The 24,092-nt window shown below is 71.7% G+C and carries 23 protein-coding genes; 11 read left to right on the top strand and 12 right to left on the bottom strand.

Translation table 11 applies throughout. The features are described from left to right. The first annotated feature begins 88 nt into the window (after positions 1-88). Positions 89-652 carry a hypothetical protein gene (locus tag ACFVTC_RS00260; RefSeq protein ID WP_390123708.1) on the top strand — a complete coding sequence of 188 codons (564 nt, stop codon included), beginning with the start codon at positions 89-91 and terminating at the stop codon, positions 650-652. 161 nt (positions 653-813) lie between these two features. On the opposite strand, the gene ACFVTC_RS00265 is transcribed toward ACFVTC_RS00260, so the two are convergent. Beyond that, positions 814-1,293 (bottom strand): hypothetical protein, encoded by a 480-nt coding sequence (locus ACFVTC_RS00265; protein WP_390122345.1) that lies wholly within the window; start codon positions 1,291-1,293, stop codon positions 814-816. A 304-nt stretch (positions 1,294-1,597) separates the two neighbouring features. Between ACFVTC_RS00265 and ACFVTC_RS00270 the strand changes: the two genes are divergently transcribed. Further along, positions 1,598-2,509, top strand: a complete 912-nt coding sequence (locus ACFVTC_RS00270; protein ID WP_390122347.1) for a Gfo/Idh/MocA family protein — start codon at positions 1,598-1,600, stop codon at positions 2,507-2,509. Here ACFVTC_RS00270 and lnt read toward each other — a convergent pair. From lnt to ACFVTC_RS00290, 4 genes are all read right to left on the bottom strand, one after another. After that, positions 2,427-4,013 carry an apolipoprotein N-acyltransferase gene (lnt, locus tag ACFVTC_RS00275; protein WP_390122349.1) on the bottom strand — a complete coding sequence of 529 codons (1,587 nt, stop codon included), beginning with the start codon at positions 4,011-4,013 and terminating at the stop codon, positions 2,427-2,429. The genes ACFVTC_RS00270 and lnt overlap by 83 nt on opposite strands. Positions 4,014-4,082: 69 nt before the next feature. Further along, the gene (locus ACFVTC_RS00280; RefSeq protein ID WP_390122351.1) at positions 4,083-4,568 is read right to left on the bottom strand and encodes a nuclear transport factor 2 family protein; all 486 of its coding nucleotides are present in this window, start codon (positions 4,566-4,568) and stop codon (positions 4,083-4,085) included. A gap of 94 nt (positions 4,569-4,662) precedes the next feature. After that, positions 4,663-5,658 (bottom strand): LLM class flavin-dependent oxidoreductase, encoded by a 996-nt coding sequence (locus tag ACFVTC_RS00285; protein ID WP_390122352.1) that lies wholly within the window; start codon positions 5,656-5,658, stop codon positions 4,663-4,665. Positions 5,659-5,845: 187 nt separating this feature from the next. Then, positions 5,846-7,291 (bottom strand): glyceraldehyde-3-phosphate dehydrogenase, encoded by a 1,446-nt coding sequence (locus ACFVTC_RS00290; RefSeq protein ID WP_390122354.1) that lies wholly within the window; start codon positions 7,289-7,291, stop codon positions 5,846-5,848. Positions 7,292-7,450: 159 nt separating this feature from the next. On the opposite strand from ACFVTC_RS00290, the gene ACFVTC_RS00295 reads away from it, so the two are divergent. Further along, positions 7,451-8,191 (top strand): SDR family NAD(P)-dependent oxidoreductase, encoded by a 741-nt coding sequence (locus ACFVTC_RS00295; protein ID WP_390122356.1) that lies wholly within the window; start codon positions 7,451-7,453, stop codon positions 8,189-8,191. A gap of 674 nt (positions 8,192-8,865) precedes the next feature. Beyond that, positions 8,866-10,104, top strand: a complete 1,239-nt coding sequence (locus ACFVTC_RS00300) for a DUF4157 domain-containing protein (protein ID WP_390122358.1) — start codon at positions 8,866-8,868, stop codon at positions 10,102-10,104. Positions 10,105-10,350: 246 nt separating this feature from the next. Here the strand turns inward: ACFVTC_RS00300 and ACFVTC_RS00305 are convergent, their stop codons facing one another. From ACFVTC_RS00305 to ACFVTC_RS00315, 3 genes are all read right to left on the bottom strand, one after another. Next, positions 10,351-10,530, bottom strand: a complete 180-nt coding sequence (locus ACFVTC_RS00305) for a hypothetical protein (RefSeq protein WP_153291819.1) — start codon at positions 10,528-10,530, stop codon at positions 10,351-10,353. Between the two features lie 293 nt (positions 10,531-10,823). Next, positions 10,824-11,339, bottom strand: a complete 516-nt coding sequence (locus ACFVTC_RS00310) for a DUF3761 domain-containing protein (RefSeq protein ID WP_390122360.1) — start codon at positions 11,337-11,339, stop codon at positions 10,824-10,826. A gap of 230 nt (positions 11,340-11,569) precedes the next feature. After that, positions 11,570-12,445 (bottom strand): undecaprenyl-diphosphate phosphatase, encoded by an 876-nt coding sequence (locus ACFVTC_RS00315; protein ID WP_390122362.1) that lies wholly within the window; start codon positions 12,443-12,445, stop codon positions 11,570-11,572. A gap of 405 nt (positions 12,446-12,850) precedes the next feature. Here ACFVTC_RS00315 and ACFVTC_RS00320 point away from each other — a divergent pair, with 405 nt between their 5' ends. After that, positions 12,851-13,270 (top strand): hypothetical protein, encoded by a 420-nt coding sequence (locus ACFVTC_RS00320; RefSeq protein WP_390122364.1) that lies wholly within the window; start codon positions 12,851-12,853, stop codon positions 13,268-13,270. A gap of 718 nt (positions 13,271-13,988) precedes the next feature. Here the strand turns inward: ACFVTC_RS00320 and ACFVTC_RS00325 are convergent. Next, a complete protein-coding gene (locus ACFVTC_RS00325; protein WP_390122366.1) occupies positions 13,989-14,450 on the bottom strand; it encodes a winged helix-turn-helix transcriptional regulator in 462 nt (153 codons plus the stop codon). A gap of 102 nt (positions 14,451-14,552) precedes the next feature. On the opposite strand from ACFVTC_RS00325, the gene ACFVTC_RS00330 reads away from it, so the two are divergent. Continuing rightward, on the top strand, positions 14,553-15,722 hold the full coding sequence (locus ACFVTC_RS00330) for a thiolase family protein (protein WP_390122368.1): 1,170 nt from the start codon (positions 14,553-14,555) through the stop codon (positions 15,720-15,722). Between the two features lie 180 nt (positions 15,723-15,902). Here ACFVTC_RS00330 and ACFVTC_RS00335 read toward each other — a convergent pair whose 3' ends face one another. Beyond that, positions 15,903-16,682, bottom strand: coding sequence for a TVP38/TMEM64 family protein (locus tag ACFVTC_RS00335; RefSeq protein WP_390122370.1), 780 nt, complete (start codon positions 16,680-16,682; stop codon positions 15,903-15,905). 753 nt (positions 16,683-17,435) lie between these two features. Between ACFVTC_RS00335 and tuf the strand changes: the two genes are divergently transcribed. After that, positions 17,436-18,605 (top strand): elongation factor Tu, encoded by a 1,170-nt coding sequence (gene tuf / locus ACFVTC_RS00340; RefSeq protein WP_390122372.1) that lies wholly within the window; start codon positions 17,436-17,438, stop codon positions 18,603-18,605. Positions 18,606-18,705: 100 nt separating this feature from the next. Further along, positions 18,706-19,551, top strand: a complete 846-nt coding sequence (locus tag ACFVTC_RS00345) for a spermidine synthase (protein ID WP_390122374.1) — start codon at positions 18,706-18,708, stop codon at positions 19,549-19,551. Here ACFVTC_RS00345 and ACFVTC_RS00350 read toward each other — a convergent pair. Beyond that, positions 19,513-20,829, bottom strand: coding sequence for an MFS transporter (locus tag ACFVTC_RS00350; RefSeq protein WP_390122376.1), 1,317 nt, complete (start codon positions 20,827-20,829; stop codon positions 19,513-19,515). The two genes, ACFVTC_RS00345 and ACFVTC_RS00350, sit on opposite strands and share 39 nt — an antisense overlap. Before the next feature lie 192 nt (positions 20,830-21,021). After that, a complete protein-coding gene (locus ACFVTC_RS00355; protein ID WP_390122378.1) occupies positions 21,022-22,053 on the bottom strand; it encodes a hypothetical protein in 1,032 nt (343 codons plus the stop codon). 165 nt (positions 22,054-22,218) lie between these two features. Between ACFVTC_RS00355 and ACFVTC_RS00360 the strand changes: the two genes are divergently transcribed. The 3 genes from ACFVTC_RS00360 to ACFVTC_RS00370 all read left to right on the top strand — a co-directional run bounded on the left by ACFVTC_RS00360 (position 22,219) and on the right by ACFVTC_RS00370 (position 24,040). Then, positions 22,219-22,656: a DUF4442 domain-containing protein gene (locus tag ACFVTC_RS00360; protein ID WP_390123710.1), complete on the top strand. Its 438-nt coding sequence runs from the start codon at positions 22,219-22,221 to the stop codon at positions 22,654-22,656. A 142-nt stretch (positions 22,657-22,798) separates the two neighbouring features. Beyond that, entirely contained in the window at positions 22,799-23,245 is a 447-nt protein-coding gene (cynS, locus tag ACFVTC_RS00365) for a cyanase (protein ID WP_390122380.1), read from the top strand. Positions 23,246-23,389: 144 nt separating this feature from the next. Further along, complete coding sequence (locus ACFVTC_RS00370; RefSeq protein WP_390122382.1) at positions 23,390-24,040, top strand: DedA family protein; 651 nt, start codon at positions 23,390-23,392, stop codon at positions 24,038-24,040. The last annotated feature ends 52 nt before the right edge of the window (positions 24,041-24,092 follow it).

Below are 24,092 nucleotides of genomic sequence, written 5' to 3' on the forward strand. Positions count from 1 at the left end.
GGTCCGGCGGCGTACGGGGGCGCCTGAGCCGGTTTGGCAGTGGCTGCGGTTAGCGTCGGAAGAGACAGTGACGAGCCTGGAGGACGCGGTGGCGGAGCAGCAGGAGCAGACGGCGCCGGACGCCATGATGACCCGGATCGGCCAGGCCGTCATGCTGCACCACGGAGGCGACCGCGAGGAGGCCAGGGGCCGTTTCCTGGACCTGTGGTCGGAGATCGGCGAGGACGGTGACCCGCTGCACCGCTGCACCCTGGCGCACTACATGGCGGACACCCAGGACGACCCCTCGGACGAGCTGGCGTGGGATCTGCGCGCCCTGTCGGCGGCCCACGAACTCGGGGACGACAGGGTCGAGGAGCACCACCACTCGCTCGCGGTCCGGGCGTTCTACCCGTCACTGCACCTGAACCTGGCGGCCGACTACGTGAAACTCGGCCGCTCCGACGCCGCCCGCAGCCACCTGCGCCGGGCCCGGGGCGCGGTCGGATTCCTCGGTGACGACCGCTATGGAGACGGGGTACGCGCGGCGATCGGCCGACTGGAGCTGAGGCTCGACGGGGACGGACCGTCGGAGGGTTCACCGGGGGAGGGCCCCGGCCGGTTCGGCGGGCCGGGAGGGGAGACGCTGGGGCCGCCGAGACAGCGGCCCTGAGGACCGTCCGGTACCCCCCGCCGGATCAGCGCGTGGCATCGCACACGGGTGTGCCGCGAGACGGAGGGCCGGAAGGGCGACGAGGCGTCCGCGTACGGGGCGTGTCCGGAACTCCGGGACTCCGGGACTCCGGGACCCCGGGGCGCGAGGCGCCGGGCGGCTCAATGCCCGTACGTTCCCTTGCAGATGACCGCCTCGGGGCTGCCCGGCTTCCAGCCTCCGTACTTCCTGCCGAGGGCGCACACGTCCTGGGCCTTCGGTGGCTTCGTCGCCGGGGGTGGTGCGGCGGCGTGGTGGGCGGGCCGGTGCGGCTTCGGCTGGAGGTGCGGCGTGCCGGGGGCGTGACGTGGGGGGTGGGCCCGCGGTGCGGGCTGTGCGGGCGGAGCGGGGTGGGGTCGCGCCGTCGCACGGGACGGCTTCGGTGAAGGCGCCCGTGACGGCCCGACGAGTTCCAGCGCCTCCCGCGCCGGAGCCTGCACGACCCGCTGCTCCCCGGCCGCGCCGTCCGGACGCGGCGACGCCGGGGCGGGAGCGGGCGGCGGGCCGGGAGCGGATGGCCGCTGGACGGCCACACAGCCGGCGAGGGCGGTGACCGCCATGGTGACCAGGAGCGTCGCGGCCGTCGTCGTCGTTCGATGCACGCGGGCAACTCTGGTGTCTCCGGACGGCTTTGGGGAGCCGACCAGCACAGGATGCCCCGCACGGGTGATCCTTCCGCTCCTCCGGCGGGTGCCGGCGGACACAGGCTGACCCGCGGCCGCCGGCTCGTACCGTCCCCCGCCGTGTGCCGCACCCGACCGAGCGGGGACAGCGCGGACGGCTCGGACGAGGCGGGCCCGAGCCGCGCGTCGAAGCCGGGCGACGGGTCCGGCACCGCCGGACGGGGGCCGCCGTGACGCCCGTATGCTTCCGACCAGGCCAGTATCGGCGAACGAAGGAGACCTCGTGAAGGTCGGCTGCATCGGACTCGGCGACATCGCGCAGAAGGCGTATCTGCCGGTGCTCGGGGTTCAGCCGGGGGTCGAGCTGCATCTGCAGACCCGGACGCCCGCGACGCTCGCCCGGGTCGCCGACAGCCTCCGTCTTCCGCAGGGGCAGCGGCACACCGACCTGACGGAGCTGCTGGCCCAGGATCTCGACGCGGCCTTCGTGCACGCGGCCACCGTGGCACACCCCGAGATCGTCACGAGGCTCCTGGAAGCGGGCGTACCGACGTTCGTCGACAAGCCGCTCGCCTACGAACTCTCCGCGTCGGAGGAACTGGTCCGGCTCGCCGAGGAGCGCGACGTCAGCCTCGCCGTCGGCTTCAACCGGCGCCACGCACCCGGGTACGCGCAGTGCCTGGAGCATCCGCGTGAGCTGATCCTGATGCAGAAGAACCGGATAGGGCTGCCCGAGGTGCCGCGCACGATGATCCTCGACGACTTCATCCACGTCGTGGACACCCTGCGGTTCCTGGCGCCGGGGCCGGTCGACGATGTGACGGTACGGGCCCGTGTCGAGGGCGGACTGCTCCACCACGTTGTACTCCAGCTCGCGGGCGACGGCTTCACGGCGCTCGGTGTGATGAACCGGCTCAGCGGCTCGGCCGAGGAGATCCTCGAGGTCTCCGGCCAGGACACCAAGCGTCAGGTGCTCAACCTCGCCGAGGTGATCGACCACAAGGGCCAGCCCAGCGTGCGACGGCGCGGGGACTGGGTGCCGGTGGCCCGCCAGCGCGGCATCGAGCAGGGCGTGCTCGTCTTCCTCGACGCCGTACGCGCGGGCAAGGTGCTCAGCGCCCGGGACGCACTGGCGACTCATGAACTGTGCGAGCGGGTGGTGCGAGCGGTCCAGGAGCGGTCCGCCGCAGCCTGAGCGCGCGGGCGCCCTCGGTGGCGCACAGGGCCGCCAGTACCAGCAGCGCCCCGTGCACCGGCCAGTCGCCGAACCGGACGTACGGGGTGACCCCCCGGGCCAGCGGCACCTCGTACACCGCCGCCTCGCTCGCGTCCGTGCCGAGCCAGGAGCCGAGCCGCTCGCCGCTCGGCCCGTAGACGGCGGACACACCGGTCAGGGTCGCGTGCACCATCGGGCGGCCGGTCTCGGCGGCCCGCAGCGCGGCCAGCGAGGCATGCTGCTCGGGCGCCCAGCTGTCCTGGAACGACGAGGTCGACGACTGGGCGAGCAGTACTTCGGCGCCGTCCTGGGCGAGATGCCGGCTCATGTCCGGGAACGCCGTCTCGAAGCAGATCATCGGTCCGACCCGCAGTCCGTGCCCGGCGTCCATCACCACTTGCTCGGTGCCGCGCCTGCGGTCCTCGCCCGCCGCCTTGCCGACCGAGGTCGCCCAGCCGAGGAGGGAGCGCGCCGGTATGTACTCGCCGAAGGGGACGAGACGCATCTTGTCGTAGCGGGCGCCGGTCGGCCCGTGCGGTCCCACCAGCACCGAACTCTTGTATATCCCCGGTCGGTCGGAGCGCCGCGCGTCGACGTTCACGAGGATGTCGGCACCGGTCTCGCGGGACAGCGCGGCGATCCGGTCCGCCAGGTCGGGGCGGCCGGCCAGGTCGACGCCGACGCTGCTCTCGCCCCAGACGACGAGGTCGACGTGGCGTCCGGCGAGCGTGCGGGTGAGCGCCTCCTCGCGTGCGAAGCGCTTCTCCGCGCCGGCTCCGGCACCGCCGCCCAGGACGCCGGGCTGTACGACGGCGACGCGGACCTGGCCGTCGGTGTCCGGGCGCGGGGACCACACCCAGGCCGCCGAGGTGGCGGCGGCGGTGACGACGAGTCCGGTGACGGCGGCGGCCGGACCGCGCGACCGGCGCACGGCCAGCAGGACCGCGACGGCCACGTTGACGGCCACCACCAGGAAGCTCAGCAGCCACACCCCGCCGACCGAGGCGAGCCGCAGCGCGGGCGTCACCTGCCACTGGCTCGACCCGAGCAGCCCCCAGGGCCCGCCCAACCCCTGCCAGGACCGGACGAGTTCGACCATCAGCCAGCTCGACGGCAGCACCACGAGCGCGGCCCCGACCCGCCCCGCCGAGGGCACACCGCCGAGGAACCGTCGTACCAGCCAGCCCCAGGGCGCCCACAGTGTCCCGAGCAGTCCCGCGATGACGACCGTGAAGACATTGAGGCTCGGCAGCAGCCAGTGGTGCACGGCCAGCATGAAACCCAGGCCGCCGAACCAGCCGTCGTACGCGGCGCGGCTGCCCGTCGGGGCGGTGCGGGCCAGCAGGATCCAGGGCACGAGGGCGACGTAGGCGAACCACCACCACGACGGGGCGGGGAAGGCGAGCACCGGCAGCGAACCCGCCAGCACGGCGACGATCGCCCGCCGCCAGGGAGAGGCGAGCCGGCGGTCGAACCTCGTCATGGGCGCCTCCCTCCCCGGTGGTCCCTCCAGTGTGCGCTCCGGGGACGATCTCCGACAGGGGGCGTCCGGTCAGGTGACGGCGGGTTCCTGACGCGGCTGCGGCATGCGGCGCCATTTCTCCTGGACGACCACCTCGCGCAGACGCCAGCCGAGGTCCGTACGCACCAGTGCGAAGGCGTACCGGCCACCGCACACGAAGTCGGGTGCGGTGGAACCTCCGTCGTCGCCCGCGAAGCGCATCGGATTGATGTAGTCGGCCTGCACCCGGGCGGTGTCGCCCCTGTCCTGGTCCAGCACGCCGAACCGCAGGCGTCGGTTGACGATCAGGTGCTGGCGCATGGGGAACAGCTCCATGCTCCGCGCGAGCCACCCCGCCACCTGGCCGGCGTCCCCCTCGATACCGCCGGCGGAGCGGTAGTCCGCGCGGCCGTCCGGCGCGAACAGCCGCCGGTAGGCGTCCCAGTCGCCGTCGTCGACCGCCACCGCGTATTCGGTGACGAGTCCGTCCACCGCGAACCGGTCCATCAGGGTCGCGAGCTCCACACGCTGCGTCATCGGCTCAGTGTTGGCCACGGGGCCCGCGCAGCCAAGGGGCGTGCAGCGACATTCGTGGCCGGGACCGCGGGGTGTCCGCGGCGGGCCCCGCGATCTACCGCGGGAGCCGCTCCACCGGCGTCATGACGTGCTGTCGGACGAGTGCGTAGGACTTCAGACGGTCGGTCAGCGCGTGGACGGGTGTCACCAGCATGAGCTCGTCCGCGCCGGTCGCGTCCGCCAGGTCCGCCAGGTGTGCCGCGACGGTGTCGGGTGTGCCGTGTGCCTGGTGGGCTCGGAAGGCCGTCAGGGCCCGCGCCTCCTGGGGGGTGAAGGAGTGGGCGGCCGCCTGGTCGGGCGTGGGGAAGGGGATGTCGCCCTTCCCCTTGAGCAGTCCGGCCTTGACGACATCCATCGGGCCCGCGAGCCGGGCGGCCTCCTCCCGCGTCTCGGCGCACACCGTCTCGACGCAGACCAGCACGCGGGGGCGGTCGCACCAGCGGGAGGGGGAGAAGTGCTCCCGGTAGTGGTGGAGCGCGGCGAGGGTGTGGTCGGGGCGGATGTGATGGGCGAAGGCGATCGGCAGTCCGAGTTCCGCCGCGAGCGTGGCACCGGCCGTGCTCGAGGACAGCAGCCATGGCTCCGGGAGCGGGTCGAGCGCGACCTCCTCCACCAGGTACCGCAGGGTCTGCGACACGTCGTCGCGGTACTCGTCGTCCGTCGTCGGTCCCGCCCCACGCCGCAGGGCCCGCGCCGTGGACTCGTCGAAGGTGCCAGGGCCGCGGCCGATGCCCAGGTCGATCCTGCCCGCGTGCAGTGCGGCCAGCGTGCCGAACTGCTCCGCGAGCATGATCGGAGCGTGGTTCGGGGCGAGGACGCCACCGGATCCGATACGGATGGACGCCGTGGACGCGGCCGTGTGGGCGGTCAGGACGACGGGCGGGAACGCTCCGATGGCGGGGGAATGATGGTGCTCGGCGTACCAGAGCCGCTGGTATCCGAGGTCTTCGAGCCGCCGGGCGAACTCGGTGGTGTCGCGTAACGTGTCCGCGGCCGGGGCGCCCGCTTGAACCATGGCTACTTCCAGTGCGCTGAGCGGCACGGTGATCATCCGCCCAGTATAGGAAGCGGCCGTCGGCGGTCATGGGTGTTCCCCGTGCGCCGCCGGTGTCCGTGTCCCGGGCCCACGGAGGACGAACGGGCGCCGGGAGCAGCCGTGTTCGGTACGCGGCCCCCTCGGCGCCCGGGTGAGGCGCGGAACCGGTCGGCGCAGGGCGCCGACCGGTCCTGACGACGGATCAGACGGCCGGTACCGGGTAGGTCGGGTACTCGACCCCGGAGACGTGCTGGACGACCCGGATGACCTGGCAGGAGTAGCCGAACTCGTTGTCGTACCAGAGGTAGAGGATCGCGTTGTCCCCGTCGACCTTCGTGGCGCCGGCGTCGACGATCGAGGCGTGGCGTGAGCCGATGAAGTCGCTCGACACCGCGTCGGGCGCGGTGGTGAAGTCGATCTGACGCTTGAGCGGCGAGGTCAGCGACACCTCGCGGAGGTGGTCGAGGACCTCCTCGCGGGTGGTCTCGCGCCCGAGCCGCAGGCTGAGGATGGCGATCGAGACGTCCGGCACCGGGACTCGGATCGAGCTGCCCGTGATCGGGGCCTTGAGGTCGGGCAGCGCCTTGGCGACGGCGGACGCGGCACCCGTCTCGGTGATGACCATGTTGAGCGGCGCGGAGCGGCCCCGGCGGTCGGAGCTGTGGTAATTGTCCAGCAGGTTCTGGTCGTTGGTGAACGAGTGGACGGTCTCCACATGGCCGCGCAGAACGCCGTACTCGTCGGCCATCGCCTTCAGCGGCGGGACGATCGCGTTGGTGGTGCAGGAGGCGCAGGACAGGATCTGCTCGTCCGGCTTGACCGTGTCGTGGTTGACGCCGTGCACGATGTTGGGGACGTCGCCCTTGCCGGGCGCGGTGAGCACCACCTTGTCGATCCCGGGGCGCAGGTGCTTCGAGAGTCCCTCGCGGTCACGCCACTTGCCGGTGTTGTCGATGAGGATGGCGTCCTTGATGCCGTACGCCGTGTAGTCGACCTCGCTCGGGTCGCCGGCGTAGATCACCTTGATCGCGTTGCCGTTGGCGATGATCGTGCTGTTCGCCTCGTCGACGGTGATCGTGCCCTGGAACTGGCCGTGGATGGAGTCGCGGCGCAGCAGCGAGGCGCGCTTGACGATGTCCTGTTCCCCGCCCTGGCGGACGACGACGGCGCGCAGCCGCAGGCCGTTGCCGGAGCCGGCCTTCTCGATCAGGAGGCGGGCGACGAGCCTGCCGATGCGGCCGAAACCGTAGAGGACGACGTCGCGCGGCTCGCGGCGCTCGATCTTGCCCGCGCCGGTGGCGCCGGCGACGGCCCTGGCGGTGAACTCCTGTACGGAGAGGCCCAGGTCGTCGCTCCGGTACGTCGCGGCGAGCATGCCGAGGTCGATCTGGGAAGGCCCGAGATCGAGCGTCGTCAGCGCCTGGAGGAACGGCAGCGTCTCGGTGACGGAGAGCTCCGCACCGGCGATCTGCCGGGCGAACCGGTGGGTCTTGAGAAGGCTGACCACCGACTTGTTCACCAAGGAGCGGCTGTGGAGGAGGACCGTGACGTCCCGCTCCCGGTGCAGCTTCCCGATGATCGGGATCATCGACTCCGCGATCTCCTCGCGGGTCTTCCAGTTGGTGAACGCGTCGTCATTGACAGTCACAGGTCTATCTTTCGAGCTAGGCGGCGCTCATATGGTAACCCGCGCGTTCTTTTGATCATCCAGGGGGTGTACGGCCGGGGTCGCGAAGGGATACGAAGGCAGGAATCATGATCGAGAGCGAGCGCGGAGCGGGAAACCGCCCGCCGGAGGGAGGCACGCATGACACGCCCGGTCACTGTGGTCACGGGCGGCAGCCGGGGGATCGGCGCCGCGATCTGCGCCCGTCTGGCGGCCGACGGACATGACGTGGTGGTGGGCTACGTGCGGGACGCCGCGGCGGCGGAGTCGACCGCGACGGCCGTCCGCGCGGCGGGGTCGCGCTGTGTGACGGTACGGGTGGACACCTCCGACGCGGACGACGTGGAGCGCCTCTTCGACACGGCGGCGGACCGTCTCGGACCCGTCGGCGGGCTGGTGAACAACGCCGGTGTGACCGGTCCGCTCGGGCGGCTCACGGACACCGACCCCGCCGACCTGCGGCGCGTGGTGGACGTCAACCTGCTGGGTACGCTGCTGTGTTCGCGGCGGGCCGCCCGGTCCATGGCGGCCCGGGGGAGCGGCGTCATCGTGAACGTGTCCTCGGCGGCGGCGACGCTGGGCAGCCCCGGGGAGTTCGTCCACTACGCGGCCACGAAGGCCGCCGTCGACGCCCTGACGGTGGGCCTCGCCAAGGAACTCGGCCCGGACGGCATCCGGGTCAACGCGGTCGCGCCCGGCATGATCGACACCGAGATGCACGCGGCCATGGGCGACCCTGGCCGCGCCGAGCGTGCCGCCTCCTCGATTCCGCTGCGCAGGGTCGGCCGGGCGGAGGAAGTCGCCGCCGCCGTCTCGTGGTTGATGTCGCCCGACGCCTCGTACGCCACGGGGGCGGTGCTGCGGGTGTCCGGGGGGCGGTGAGGCGCCGACGGACGCGCGGCGGTACGGGGCTCGCGGGGTGGTTGCGGCGGGCGCCGGTCCGAAGGTGTTCGGGCGTCAGCCGTCCGCCAGGGTCCGAACCGGCTTTCAGGGTCCGAACCGTCTTTCAGGGTCCGAACCGTCCTTCAGGGTCCGAAGCTGAGAGCGGCTCGAACCTGGGCGGTGCCTGGAGGGGGCGGCGGATGCGCGGACGGCCTTTGCCGGACCCCGCGCTCCGTCACAGCCGTGGGCGCCAGGCGGTGATCCCGTTCGTCCGGCGCGGGGGTCCACTTCGCCGCCGGGGTTCGACCGAAGACCGGATGAAGACCGTACGGACGTGGTGACGGCAGCCCTTGGGGCCGCAACTCTGCCCCTGCGGCCCTGGGAACGCGGCCGTCCTCCGTGCGACGGTGTGGGGCTTGGTCGTCTTTGATGCCGGAGGAAGACGTATGGGACTGGCCCGCGACGAGAACACCACGACAGGGAAGGGACAGGCACCTCGGCGCCCGCCGGCGAGTCCGACATCCGCCGGAACGGCCGTGCAACGGATGCTCGCTCTGCAGAGCCGTACCGGGAACAAGGCCGTTGCCGAGATGCTGCGACGGGCCGGCCACCCTGGAGCGCGGGACCAGCATCAGCACGGTCTTGGATGCGGGCACCAGTCGCAGGAACCTCCGGTGCAGCGTTCCTTGGACGGTGCCGCCGTCGCGCGCGCCGAGGAGGAGGACGGACACGTCCGGGGCGGGGCGCGAAACGCCGGCCCGGAAGGGCAGGCCGCCCTGCTGGCCGCCGCCATGAACTCGTCGAGCGAGTCGTTGCCTTCGTCGGTGGTGGCGAAGGCCGGGGCGTTCTATCGGAACGAGGCGCTCTCCTCCACCCGCGTCCACCGTGGCGCGGTGGCCCAGCGTGCCACGGCGGCGCTGGGGGCCCAGGCCATGACCGTCGGTAACCACATCTTCCTCTCCGCCGGGACCGCGGGCGACGAGAAGCTGATCGGCCACGAGCTCAGCCACGTCGACAAGAACCTCAGAGGCATGCCCGAGACGGGCCACGGCAACGGTGCCGGAGTCACCGTCACCGACCCGAAGCAGGACTCCGAACGAGCGGCGGAGAAGGACGGGCACGCCTTCGCCGCGGGTGAGGCGACCGCCCCCTCCGTCACCGTCCCGCGCCACACGGCGAACGGTGCGCACGAGCCCGTCCAGCGGATGCGCGAACCCGTCCAGCGGATGATGGAAGAGGGGGAGCAGTCGGAGGGGTCCCAGGCCGGGAGGCGGATCGCTCTGCAGGATCAGCCTCTGGAGCTCAGCGCCGAGGACCACATCGCGGCGCTGCCCGAAGACAGCGAGCAGGAAGTCCTTCTGAAGCGCGGTGTGACGCCCACGCAGAGGAAGCATCTCCAGAAGGAGGTGATTCGCGGCTCTTTCGTCAGTCTCCCGAAGATGGTCCAGAAACCTGACGAGCACGCTACAAAGCCCGAGCGTGAGCACGTCGAAGGATACGTGAGTCAGCACCGTAACGAGGAGACCGCGAGCCTGATCGAATTTTCCACGGATGCTGAAATAGCCACCAAATTCGCGTCGGAAGCCCGGTTCGGATACGTACTCACCATCCGGATCAAGAGAAAGTATCTGGCGAAGGGCGCTACGGGCTCCGAGCACGGCTGGATCGCGAAGCAGGGCGCACCCTACGACATCGTCGGCATCGAGCGAAAGGATTCGCTGGCGGAAGGGGTGGCCCCGTTGACCGAGAACGAGTTCCGCGAAGCGGTAAAGAAAGAGGAAATGGCCGAGTATCTGCTCAAGGTTCAGGACCCGGCGGCGATGGCGGCCCATATGAATCAGTTCGAGGGGGGAAAGAAGAAGGATGAGGCCATGAAGATTCTCGGGTACAAGAGGTCGGTGTTCCAGGACTGATACTCCGGCCGTGGAGCCTGGGCTCCGTCCCCCGAATGGCGGCCGCGGGAACCGCTCGAAGCGAAGTGACGCGTCGTCCGGGGTCGGACCCTGACGCGCGCCGCCGCCGGGCCCGGCGGGCGGTCCCGGCTCTCGTGCCGCTCGGGTTGTTCCCGCGGACAGTGCGCGGTGCTCCGGCGGACAGCGCGAGGTGCTCCGGCGGACAGTGCGCGCCGCCCGGCACGACGTCCTGCGGAGCGACGAGGCTCAGGCCGCCTCGATGACCTCTCCGCGGATCGCCTCGGCCCATTTCACGACCAGCAGCTCGTACTCCGCGCGCTCCTGGGCGGACAGGGAGCCGCCCGAGCGCATCCACAGGGCGCGGATCTGCTCGTTTAACGCGGCAGCGGACCGCACGGAACCAGAGAACGTGAAGTCGGGGGACATGCGCACCAGCCTAGGGGTATGGGCTGACACTCCGCTACCGGTCGGCTACGCGCGCCGTATGCGGTTCGTCACGGCCTGCGGACGCCGCCTCGGGGAACCGGGCCGGCTCCCGGGGGACCCTGACGGGCCCGCTCGGCCGGCGGGTCCGCACCGTGGGTGCGTCCAGGGCGGTCGCCGGTCGAGAGCGTGTTCGTGTCCGGCCAGGCATTCGGAAATCCGAGGCCCGCCCCGAATCGGAGCGGGCACCCGCGTGTCCGGCAGCGCGTTCCTGACGGACGCCCGTGCGACCTGGGCTACTTGTAGAAGACGGCCACGCCTCCATGGTGCGAGCAGGCGCCCTGATGGTGCGCGGCGTAGGAATAAGTGCCGTCATTGCAGCGAGCGGTGGCGCCGTTCCCGGCAACGGCGGAGCCGCCGGAGGAAGTTGAGCCGCCGCTCCCGGACGACCCGCCGGACGAGCCGCTGCCGGAGCCGCTGCCGGAGGCGGCCTTCGCGGTGACGGTCACCTTCACCTTGACGGTCTTCGTGGCGGTCACCGTGGGCGCGGGTTCCGGTGTCGCGGTCTCCGTCGCCGTCGCCGTGGCCGTCGCGGTGACGGTGGCGGCGGGTCGCACCTTGTCGGCCGCGGCCTTGGTGGTACTGCCGTCCTGACCGCCCCCGCCGGCGGCGGTGCCGAGGGCGAAGGCGAGCCCGATGGCGGGCAGCATGTACCGCTTCCGTGCCCACTTCGGTCCGGCCGGCCGCGGCGCGGGCGTGAACGGCGGGGGCGGCCCGTATCCGGGCGGCGGCGGAGGCTGGTTGTACGACATGGTCCCCCCAAGGACGGTTCGTGGTGGGGCGACCGTAACGGGAGGTGTGAAGGAAATGTGAGTGTCCTGCGGGGGTGGTGACACAGTTGTGACCGTTCACGGCCCGGCGGGCGGGTTCGGCCGGGCCGTCTCGGCGCACGTCACCGCGGGTGCGGGAACCCGGGCCGGACCGGCGCGACCTTCACATCCGTGCGTCCGTCACACGCGAGAGCGCCGACGGGACGACCGCCTCAGCCCGCGGACTCCGCCGCATGGGGGCTGAGGACGTCCGCGCCGACCAGGGCGATGATGACGACGCCGAGCGCGATCCGGTACCAGACGAACGGCATGAAGCTCTTGTGGGAGATGAACTTCATGAACCACGCGATCACGGCGTACCCGACCACGAACGCGATGACCGTCGCGAAGATGGTCGGCCCCCAGGAGACGTGACCGCTCTCGGTGGCGTCCTTCACCTCGAAGGTTCCCGAGGCGAGCACGGCCGGCATGGCGAGGAGGAAGGAGTAACGGGCCGCCGCCTCGCGGGTGTAGCCCATGAAGAGGCCGCCGCTGATGGTCGCTCCGGACCGGGAGACGCCGGGGACCAGGGCCATCGCCTGGCAGAGGCCGAAGAGCAGGCCGTCCTTGGTGTTCAGGTTCTCGATGGTCTTGCGCTGCTTGGGAGCCCGGTGCTTGCCGCCCGACTCGTCGCGCGCCGCGAGCCGGTCCGCGACACCGATGACCACGCCCATCACGATCAGCATGGTCGCGGTGACCCGCAGATCGCGGAACGGACCCTCGATCTGGTCCTTGAGGGTCACTCCGAGCACGCCGATCGGTATGGAGCCGACGATGACGAGCCAGCCCATCTGGGCGTCGTGGTTCTGGCGCATCGCCTTGCTCGTGAGCGAGCGGAACCACGCCACGAGGATCCGGCCCACGTCCTTGCGGAAGTAGATCAGCACCGCGGCCTCCGTGCCGAGCTGAGTGATCGCGGTGAAGGCCGCTCCGGGGTCGTGCCAGCCGGAGAACGCCGCGGTCAGGCGCAGATGCGCGCTGGAGGAGACGGGGAGGAACTCGGTCAGCCCCTGGACGAGTCCGAGGATGAGGGATTCAAACCAAGACATGAAGTGAGGTGGTCCAAGCGCTGATCGAGGACGGGCCGAAGGACACGCCGTGTCGCGGTTCGCGGTGCGCGCTGATCACGGGTGTTGCAGGCAGCGTAGCGCCCCGGAGCGACCGTCCGGCCACGGGGGTTTGCCTTTACTAGGGGAACTGTTCGATTGGTCGTACGAACGTGGGAGGGTCCCGGGCGCGAGGTGACCTCGCCGGTCCCGGTGGCCGGGGTGTTGAACGGCCGCCGTGCCGCCGCATACGTTCCCCGGGATGGGAAAGCGCTTGTTGCCGGCCCCTCCCGCCCCCGCTCCGTCCCGTCCCGTTCCGCTCCGTCCCGTCCCGTTCCGTTCCGTCCGGGTGGCAGCGAGCGTCGGCCATCGTCCGACGGCACGTCCGACCGAGCGCTGATCAGGTACATGAACACATCCCGCATCGCGAGTGCCGGCCCCGGGACCGGCCTGCCCGGTGCCGTCGCTGTCTCGCACCTCCGCGTCTACGACTGGCCCGCCGCCGACGGTGTGTCCGGCGGAACCCCGCACCTGCACCTCACCTGCTCGGAGGTGCATGTCGTCACCGGCGGCCGGGGCGCCGTCCAGGCGCTGACGGCGTCCGGATACGAGGTCACGCCGCTCACACCGGGCACGGTCGCCTGGTTCACGCCCGGTACCGTCCACCGGCTCGTCGACGAGGGCGGTCCGCGCATCACCGTCCTGATGCAGAACAGCGGGCTTCCGGAGGCCGGCGACGCCGTGCTCACCCTGCCCCCGGAGTATCAGACCGACCCCGACACGTACGCCGCCGCGACGGCCGTCCCCGGCGACGCGCCCGAGGAGTAGCGCGAGCGGATCGTCCGGGCCCCGGCGCGATCTGGCCGTCGAGGGCTACCGCGGGCTGCGCGCGGCGGACGGCCCCGAGCGGCTCGCCGCGTTCCACCGGGCCGCGGCCACGCCGGTGCGGCCCCGCCTCGCCGAGTGGCGCGAGCGGTGGCGGCGCGGTCCCGAGGCCGCCGCCGCGGTCACGGGTGAGCAGCTCGCCCGGCTTGAGCGGGGCGACACGTCCCACCTCGGCGAAGCCCTTGTACGGGCCGAACAGCCCGCCGCGTGCGGACGGTTCGGCATGTGCGGACGGCTGGAGGTGCGACACGTCCCGCCTCGGCGAGGCCCTTGTGCGGGCCGGACAGCCCGCCGCGTGCGGCTGGTTCGGCATGTGCGGACGGCTGGAGGTGCGACACGTCCCACCTCGGCGAAGCCCTTGTACGGGCCGAACAGCCCGCCGCGTGCGGCCGGTTCGGAATGTGCGGACGGCTGGAGGTCTACGAGGGGAACGAGTAGGCGGGGAGGGAGCGGAGGAGGGGGAGAGAGCAGGGAGGGGAGAGAGGGCCGGGAGGGGGAGAGGGCCGGGAGGGGCAAGGGCCCCGTATCGCGAGGGAACCCGCGCCGGGGCGACCGCGGGTCCCGCGTCTGTGCCACGGCGGGTCCTGCCCGTGTGCCATCGCGGGTCCTGCGCCCGCGCCACCGGGCCCCGTGTCCACGTCCCCGAGGGTTGGTCCCGTGTCTACGCCCCCGAGGGTCCCGTCACCGTCCAGCCCGGGGACTGCGGGTGGGCGGTCAGGTCGCCGTGCTCGATCTCGTGGCCGCACTCCCGGCAGACCACCTGCGGGACCAGCTCGTGGCCGCAGGTGTGCTCCATCACCATCGGGCGGAAGCCGTCCTCCTGGAGATGACGGTCGCCCCACGCCATCAGCGTCAGCAGCACCGGTTGCAGCTCCAGCCCGGCCCGCGTGGGCCGGTACTCGTAGCGCTTCGGGCGGTCGCTGTACTCGGCCTTCTCCAGCACACCGACGTCGACGAGTCGCTTCAGACGCGCGGTGAGCACGTCGCGCGGTGCGCCGATGTTGCGGGCGAGCTGGTCGAAGCGGGTGGCGCCGAGCGTCACCTCCCGCATGACCAGCAGGGAGTACTTCTCGCCGACGAGGGCCAGGGTCTCGGCGATCGAGCAGGGGCGGGCGTCCTTCATGCCCTCAGTCTAACGGGTGGGTTGGAATGTCCAACTGACTAGGTTACTCTTGGGTCACTTAGCGAGTTTGGAAGGCAAACTCCCTGACCTCGGAGAGCAGACATGCGTGATGCCGTGATCGTCGAAGCCGTCCGCACGCCCGTCGGCAAGGGCAAGCCGAACGGCTCTCTCGCCCATGTCCACCCGGTGGAACTCCTCGCCCACACGCTTCGGACCCTCGTCGAGCGTTCCGGGATCGACCCGGCGCTGATCGACGACGTCATCGGCGGCACCGTCACCCAGGTCGGGGAGCAGGCCGCGAACCTCACCCGTTACGCGGTGCTCTCGGCGGGCTTCCCGGAGACGGTGCCCGCGACCACCGTGGACCGGCAGTGCGGCTCCTCCCAGCAGGCCGTGCACTTCGCGGCGCAGGGCGTCCTGTCGGGGGCGTACGACATCGCGGTGGCCTGTGGGGTCGAATCCATGAGCCGTGTGCCGATGGGGTCGAACGTCCTCGGTACCGAGGGCCCCTTCGGCCCCGGGATCGCCGAGCGCTACCCCGAGGGCCTGGTGCCGCAGGGCATCAGTGCCGAACTGATCAACGCGAAGTGGGGCCTGTCGCGCGAGCAGTTGGACACGTACGCGGTGGGTTCGCACCAGAAGGCGGCCGCGGCCTGGGACTCCGGTCTCTTCGGCGCCGAGGTCGCTCCCTTTCAGGGCGTGACCCGCGACGAGAGCATCCGGCCCGCCAGCACCACGGAGACACTCGCCGGGCTGAAGCCCGCCTACTACCACCCGGCCTTCGCCGAGCGCTTCCCGCAGATCGACTGGTCCGTCACGGCGGGCAACGCGAGCCCCATCAACGACGGCGCGTCGGCGGTGCTCATCATGGCGGGCGAGACCGCCGCCCGCCTCGGCCTGCGCCCGCTGGCGCGCCTGCACAGCTTCGCGGTCACCGGATCCGACCCCCTGCTGATGCTCACGGGCGTCATCCCGGCCACCGAGAAGGTGCTCCGCAGGGCTGGGCTCTCACTCGGCGACATCGACCTCTTCGAGGTCAACGAGGCCTTCGCGAGCGTTGTTCTGGCCTGGCAGCAGGAGACGGGCGCCGACCTCTCCCGGGTCAACGTGCACGGCGGGGCGATCGCGCTCGGACACCCGCTCGGCGCGAGCGGAACGCGGCTGACGACGACCCTCGTGCACGCCCTGCGCGCCCGCGGCGCCCGCTACGGACTGCAGACGATGTGCGAGGCGGGCGGCCTCGCCAACGCGATGGTGCTGGAGGCGATGTAGCACGGAGCGGACGGCGCAGCACGGACGGGCCGGCTCGGCTCGGCTCGGGACAGGCCGCGGGATCCTGGTCGGTCGGCGGCGTCCGTGCAGGTTCCGCACCCCGGGGCGGTCGACGCCGTCCGTACAGGTCCCGGATCCCGGGCGGCCGGCGGTGTCCGCGGACGTCCCGGGACCGTGGTCTCAGTGTCCGCGCAGGTGGTGACGCTTGCGCCAGGCCACGACGGCGCCGGCCAGCGCGGGCAGCGCGATGAAGCCCATCGCGATCAGGAAGGCGGGCGAGGTCGGTGCCGAGGCGCGGGCGCCGGCGACGGCGTACGCGGCGGTGTTCGGGATCGAACCCAGGGCCGTGGCCAGGAGGAACGGCAGCCAGCCCATGCGGGACACGGCAGCGCAGTAGTTCGCCGCCCAGAAGGGCACCCCGGGGAACAGCCGGGCCATCATCATCGTGCGGAAGCCGTGCCGGCTGAGCTGACCGTCGGCCGCCCTCAGCCAGCGGGCGCGCAGCAGCGGACGCAGCGCGTCCTGTCCGAGGATCCGGCCGAGCCCGAAGGCGATCCCGGCGCCGAGCACCGTACCCGCGAGCGCCGTGGCGAGACCGAGCTGGGAGCCGAACAGGGCGCCGGCGGCGAGGTTGAGCAGCGGCCGGGGCACGAACGCCACCGTGCACAGTCCGTACGCCAGCCCGAAGACCACGGCGGCCGCGGCACCGCTGAGCTGCGGTGGCCAGCCGTCCGAGAGCATCCGCTGCGGTTCGAAGAACAGCACGCTCGCCGCGGACGCCGCGAGCAGCACCAGCAACAGGGAGAGCCGGGACCAGGGCGAGAGCACCACTCTCGTGCACCGGGCGGCGAGGCCCGTGGGAGTGGAGACGGCGAGCTCCGCGGCGAGGGAGAGCTCCGTGGCGGGGGCCGCGGGGACGGCCGTGGCGGTGCCCCCAGAGCGGGTGGTGGCATCGAGCATTCGGCGACAGTAACCGACCCGTGTGTGTGATCGCCGTATGGTTCGTCTCACGGGCGTCACAGCTTCCGGAACGCCGGCTGCCCGGTTCGAGATGCCGGACGGCGGCCTCGAGGGCACGGGCCCGGTACGGCTCACCGCCGCCGGCTCCGCGGCGGCCGATCCGCAACGGTCCGCGGTCGAGGGACCGTACAGGAGCGACACCGTCCCTTCCACGGTCTGACCACGCCCTGTCGCCACGTGCCGTCCCGCACCGTCCTCCCCTCGACCGCGGCGCCCGCGGCTGCGGACCGCACCGGCGTGGCCCCGCGCGGCCGGAGCACGGGCTCCCGCGCCCCGCCGTCGCCAGACCCCGCCGCCGTGTGAGGCAACTCTCCTCCGGATGCCCGCCGGTGGCCCCTCACCACCCCACCGGTCCCTGGGGCGTGCGCCCCTGACGCACCGGCAGCATCGCGCACCGTCGTGCGGTCCGGTGGCGCGGAAAACCATTCGACGTGGCCGGACATGTCGGCGATGATCGCCTCATGTTCAGGCACGCCTTCCTCCTCGCAGCATCCACAGTCGCGGATGCGCCGAAGGCTGCCGTCCCGATCATCGCGGCAACCGTCGACGGCGCCCGAAGCTGACCCTTCCCGGATTGTCCGGCGGACCCCGCAGGGGGAGGGTCGGCAGGTCCTCGGGGTCCCCGTCCCGGCCCTGAGCGCCGGGACCCTCACTCAGCTCCCGCTGACACCCAAGAGGCTTCGAGGTACAGCCATGCCCAAGACGGCTTACGTGCGCACCAAGCCGCACCTGAACATCGGCACCATGGGTCACGTCGACCACGGCAAGACCACCCTGACCGCCGCCATCACGAAGGTTCTCGCCGAGCGCGGCTCCGGCACGTTCGTGCCCTTCGACCGCATCGACCGCGCTCCGGAGGAGGCCGCGCGCGGCATCACCATCAACATCGCGCACGTCGAGTACGAGACCGACACCCGGCACTACGCGCATGTCGACATGCCGGGCCACGCCGACTACGTCAAGAACATGGTCACCGGCGCGGCGCAGCTCGACGGGGCGATCCTCGTCGTCTCCGCGCTCGACGGGATCATGCCGCAGACAGCCGAGCACGTGCTGCTCGCCCGGCAGGTGGGCGTCGACCACATCGTCGTCGCCCTGAACAAGGCCGACGCGGGGGACGAGGAGCTCACCGACCTCGTGGAGCTGGAGGTCCGCGACCTGCTCTCCGCGCATGGCTACGGAGGCGAGTCCGTCCCCGTCGTCCGGGTGTCGGGTCTCAAGGCGCTGGAGGGGGACCCCCGCTGGACCGCGGCGATCGACGCGTTGCTCGACGCGGTGGACACGTACGTGCCGATGCCCGAGCGGTACATCGACGCGCCGTTCCTGCTGCCGGTCGAGAACGTGCTCACCATCACCGGGCGCGGGACCGTCGTCACGGGCGCCGTCGAGCGCGGCACGATCCGGGTCGGCGACCGCGTCGACGTGCTCGGCGCCGCCGTCGACACGGTGGTCACGGGTCTGGAGACCTTCGGCAAGCCCATGGCGGAGGCGCAGGCCGGGGACAACGTGGCGCTGCTGCTGCGCGGGGTGCCCCGGGACGCCGTACGACGCGGGCACATCGTCGCGACGCCCGGCAGCGTCGTGCCCAGCCGCCGCTTCTCGGCGCAGGTGTACGTCCTGTCGTCGGGCGAGGGCGGACGGACGACGCCCGTCGCCACCGGGTACCGGCCGCAGTTCTACATCCGCACCGCGGACGTGGTCGGCGACGTCGACCTCGGCGAGCGGGCGGTCGCCCGGCCCGGCGACACGGTCACCATGACGGTCGAGCTGGGACGCGAGGTGCCACTGGAGCCCGGCCTGGGATTCGCCATCCGGGAGGGCGGCCGGACGGTCGGCGCGGGCACGGTGACCTCGGTCGGCTGACGGCCGGGGCAACGGTACGGTGGACGGGTGCCCGCCGCGAAAGCGGCGGGCACCAGTTCGTCCGGCGCCCCGCGCGAGGCCGGGGCGGCACAATGGACGCGTGGACGAGCCGATACCCGTGATGCGGGCCGTGGATCACGGGACCGCCAAGCTGATGCCGGACGTCGACCGGAAGCGGGCCTGGCTGTTGACGGTCGACGGAGCACCGCAGTCGTACGTGGACCTCGACGAGCCCACGCATCTGGAGTTCGAGTACGCGCGACGGCTCGGGCACGTACTGGACACGGTCGTCGCGCCGGGGCGGAGACCGGACGTGCTGCACCTCGGCGGCGGCGCGCTGACACTGCCCCGCTACGTGGCCGCGACCCGGCCGGGCGCACGTCAGGACGTGGTCGAGGCCGACCGGGGTCTGCTGGCCCTGATCGGCGAGCACCTGCCCGTGGCCGACGACGCCGGTATCAGCGTGCACGGCGCGGACGCCCGGGAGTGGCTCGAAGCCGCGGCGCCCGCCTCCGTCGACATCGTGATCGCGGATGTCTTCGGCGGCTCGCGCGTCCCCGCGCACCTGACGTCCACGGCGTACGCGCATGCCGCAGGGCGGGTCCTGCGCGACGACGGCGTCTACCTGGCCAACCTCGCCGACTCCGCCCCCTTCACCTTCCTGCGCTCCCAACTCGCCACGCTCGCGACGGTGTTCGAGGAAATGGCGGTGATCGCCGAACCAGGCGTGCTGCGCGGACGGCGTTTCGGAAACGCGGTGCTGGTGGCTTCCCACCACCCGTTCGACACGGCCTCCCTCGCCCGTCGTACCGCCTCCGACGCGTTCCCGGCGCGGGTGGAACACGGCCCCGCGCTGCGCAGGTTCATCGGCGGTGCCGTACCCGTCCGCGACGAGGACGCGGTCCCCTCACCCGAGCCGCCCGGCGGAGCCTTCGGCATCGGCTGACACGCGCCCCGCGTCCACCGGCGGAGATCCCTGCGCCACCGGCCTGGTCCGCCGGGTCAGATTCCGTACGTCCGGTACGAACAGCACCGCCGCCGTGACCACGACGACCAGGGTCGAGCAGCCCCACAGGGCGGCCGTCCTGCCGAAGGCCTGCTCCGCCGGGCCCGCCAGGGCCGTGGCGAGCGGGACCATCGCGATCGAGCCGAACCAGTCGTACGCCGAGACGCGGGAGAGTTTGTCCTCGGGTATCTCCTGGTGCAGGGCGGTCATCCACGAGACGCCGAACACCTCTATCGCCGCCCCGCTGACGAACATCACGGCGCACAGCGGCACCACCGCCACCGGCACCGCGAGCGCGGCGGCCGGCGCGGCGAGCGGGAAGACGCAGAGGGTGCCGGCGAGCAGCAGCCGGCGTGGCTTCCAGCGGGTCATCAGCAGCGCGCCGCCGACCGTGCCCGCACCGAACGCGCCGAGGGCCAGACCCCAGGGACCGGGGCCGCCGAGGCTGTCCCGGGCGACCAGCGGACCGTAGACCGCGTCGGCTGCGCCCACGACCGCGACCACCACGGAGAACTGGGCGACGACCGTCCACAGCCAGGGCCGTGCGGCGACCTCCTGCCAGCCCTCGCGGAGATCGGAGAGCAGCCCGTCGCCGGGCCTGCGCGGCGGTATGTGGCTCACGTCCAGGAAGGAGCGCAGCGCCCCGGCGACGGCGAACGCCACCGCGTCCACCGCGAGCACCCAGCCCGGCCCGATCACCGCCACCATCGCCCCGCCGAGCGCCGCTCCGCCGAGTCCCGCGCCCTGCATCGCCATCCTGAACATGGCGAAGGCGCGACTCGCCTGCTCTCCGTCGACCGAGGACATCAGCATGCCCTCGGCGGCCGGACTGAAGAACGCCTGACCGGTACCGCCGAGCGCGGACAGCAGCAGCATCTGCCACAGCCGCGGTTCGCCCGACAGCACCAGAAGCGCGAACGTCGCCTGCGAGACGCAGTTGAGGGCGTTGGCCGCGACCATCACCCGATGGCGCGGCAGCCGGTCGGCGACCGCGCCGCCGATCAGCAGGAAGAGGACCAGCGGCAGTGTCCGCGCGGCCGCCACCAGGCCGACGTCGCCCCCGTCGCCGCCCGTTTCGAGCACCGCGAACGCCGAGGCGATCAGCGCGCCCTGGCTGCCCAGGTTGGTGACGACCGCGGCGGCGGTCAGCAAGGTGTAGTTCCGGCCCGCCCAGGAAGGACGGCGCGGGTGTCGACGGAGGTCGGCGGCAGAGGTCACCGGGCCACTTTCGCCGCCCGGTGCCCGACTTGCCAAACCCGGTGGACACCCTCCGCGTACCGCTCACGTCTCCGAACAGCGGCTCAGGAAGCCCCGGGGTCGCTCACGACCCCGTCGGCACACCGCGCGACGCTCACGACCCCGTCGGCACACCGGGGAAGCTCACAACCCCGTCGGCACACCGCGCGACGCTCACGACCCCGTCGGCTCACCGTGCAACCGGACCGTGCTCAATATCTTCTGGACCGTGGCGTCCGGCACCTCCTCGCCGACCCCCTTCGCGCCGTAGAGCGTCCAGGACACGAAGTCGCCCGCCGAGTTCTTGAAGGCGAACGTGGTCGCCTTGCCGTCCGAGTCGCACTTGCCCTTCTTCGGGACGCCGCTCGAATACGTCTTGGCGACGCTTCCCGTGATGCCGGAAGCCGTCGTGTACGCCGTGGGCTTGCCGATCCTGAGCAGCTTCTTCGACGCGTCCTTCTGGTCGGTGTAGCCGCCGAAGACCCACCAGGCCGAGTCGTTGCGCGCGACGTCGCCGGTGTCCTTGGCGCCGCTCTGGCCCTTGGTACCCGCGGCGGCCAGCGCCGTGTCGTCCGTGCGACCGTCCTTGTCGTCGTCGGACGTGCACCACTTCTCCTTGAGGAAGGCGGGCGCGGACATGCCGATGATCGCGGATCCGTCGCCCTTCTTCTCGTCCTCGAAGCCGATGAAGGTGCCGGGCGTGCTGACGTTCCAGTCCGCCGGCACGTCGAACGCGGTGCCCCACTTGGGGTTGACGACGACCTTCCAGCCCGCGACGGTCGGCTTCTCGTCGTCGGTGCCGCGCGGGTTGTCGCCGCTCGCGCTCGGGGACGTCGAGGCGGACGTCTTCGGGGACGTGGACGGATCGCCGCCCGCCTTGTCGTCCTTGCCCTTGCCGCCCAGGACGAGGAAGCCGGTGACGCCCGCCGCGATCACGACGGCCGAGGCCGCGACGATGGCGGTGATCTTCGTCCTGTTGCCGCCGCCCCCGTTCCCTCCCCCTGGACCGCCGGGCACCTGGGGCACCCCGGGCGACTCCGGGACGGTCCCCCACTGCGGCTGCCCGTACGGATTGGGCTGCTGGAATCCGGGCTGCTGATACGGATTCGGCTGCTGGTACCCCGGTTGCTGATAGGGGTTGGGCTGCTGAGGATTCTGGTTCTGCGGGTTCTGCTCGCCCCCGGGCGGCTGCTCTCCTGGCCACATGGGCAGTAACCCTAGTAGCGGCTGTGACACGTTTCGGTCACTGCTCTTCTTCAGGCATGTACCGGTCAGGGATCGGGTCCGGATTTTTTCGTTTTCTTCACATGCCCGGGTGCTGGCCAAGATTTTCTACTCGTGGGTAACATTCGGGGTATGAGCGCAGACCAGATGACGATCGGCGAGATGCTCGCCGCCACGGTCCCGATGGCCCGGACCCTCAACCTCGAGTTCGTGGAGACCACGCCGGAGAAGGCCGTGGTGAGCCTCCCGGACCAGAGCGACTATCACAACCATGTCGGCGGCCCGCACGCCGGAGCGATGTTCACCCTCGGGGAGTCGGCGAGCGGGGCGATCGTCCTCGCGGCCTTCGGGGAGCAGCTCTCGCGTGCCGTGCCGCTCGCGGTGAGGGCCGAGATCGCCTACAAGAAGCTGGCGATGGGGCCGGTCACCGCCACCGCGACCCTCGGGCGTCCGGTCGCCGACGTCGTGGCCGAACTCGACGCGGGGCAGCGCCCCGAGTTCCCCGTCTCCATCGCGATCCAGCGCGCCGACGGCGCCGTCACCGGAGAGATGACCGTCGTGTGGACCCTGCGGCCGAACGGCTGAGTGAACCATCCGACGGCGGACGGCCCCTCCGGCACCGGACCGGACGGGGCCGTCCGCCGTTCTCGGCGCCATTGTCAGAGAATGAGCGTTCTCCTAGGCTGGCCCGACGTGTCGACGTCGTTCTCCAGGAACGGAGATGTGCATGCTCAGCAAGCGCGAAGCCGCCGAAGCTGTCCGTCAGGCCAAGGTGAGGACAGGGGTCACCTGGGCACAGTTGGCCGAAGCGGTCGGCAAACCGCTCGCGTGGACGACGGCCGCGCTGCTCGGGCAGCACCCCATGCGCGAGGAGGAGGCGGCGACGGCCGCGGCGCTTCTCGAACTCGGCGACGACGCCGTCCTCGCCTTCCAGCTCCAGCCGACCCGCGGCGCCCTGGACTCCGCGGTCCCCGTGGACCCCACGATCTACCGGCTCTACGAAGTCGTCCAGGTCTACGGTCCGACGATCAAGGAGCTGATCCACGAACAGTGCGGTGACGGCATCATGAGCGCGATCAACTTCCGGCTCGACGTACGGCGCGTGCCCGACCCTCAGGGTGACCGGGTCGTCATCACCCTCGACGGCAAGTACCTGCCCTATCAGTGGGAGTGAGCCCGCCGCCGGGGGAGCGCGGCTGTACAGCAGGACCGCCGGTGCCAACCGCCGGACTCCGCCGCGCCCGGCCGAGCGGTAGGCTTCCCGGCATGCGCTCGCACGAGCGCATGCCGGGAGACACGTGACGGGGAGGAACCGGCGTTGCACGTCCAGGAATGGCTCGAGACGGTGCCCGCGGTCAGCATCTACGCGCTGGTGGCCCTCGTCATCGGCCTGGAGAGCCTGGGTATACCCCTGCCCGGCGAGATCGTCCTGGTCTCGGCGGCGCTGTTGTCCTCCCAGCACTCGGGGATCAACCCCGTCATCCTGGGGGCGTGCGCCAGCCTCGGCGCGGTCGTCGGCGACTCCATCGGCTACGCGATCGGCCGCAAGGGCGGACGGCCCCTGCTGGCCTGGCTCGGCGGGAAGTTCCCCCGGCACTTCGGTCCGGGACACATCGCGACGGCCGAGCGGTCCTTCCAGAAATGGGGCATGTGGGCCGTCTTCTTCGGCCGCTTCATCGCCCTTCTGCGCATCTTCGCGGGGCCGCTCGCCGGTGTGCTGAAGATGCCGTACTGGAAGTTCCTGATCGCCAACGTGCTCGGCGGGATCATCTGGGCCGGGGGCACCACCGCGGTCATCTACTACGTCGGTGTCGTCGCCGAGTCCTGGCTGAAGCGGTTCTCGTGGGTCGGACTGGCGCTGGCGGTGCTCATCGGGCTCGCCTCGATGCTGGTCGTCAGGCGCCGGGCGAAGCGGGTGTCCGCCGAGGTGGACGAGGCACAGCCGGAGCCGGTCGCCGCCGCCGAGTAGGACCCGTCACCGGGACGGGTGCCGCGGCACGGCGGGCCGGACTCGACCGATC

Origin of the sequence: Streptomyces sp. NPDC057950, assembly GCF_042887295.1 — a bacterium.
GTDB lineage: Bacteria > Actinomycetota > Actinomycetes > Streptomycetales > Streptomycetaceae > Streptomyces > Streptomyces kaempferi.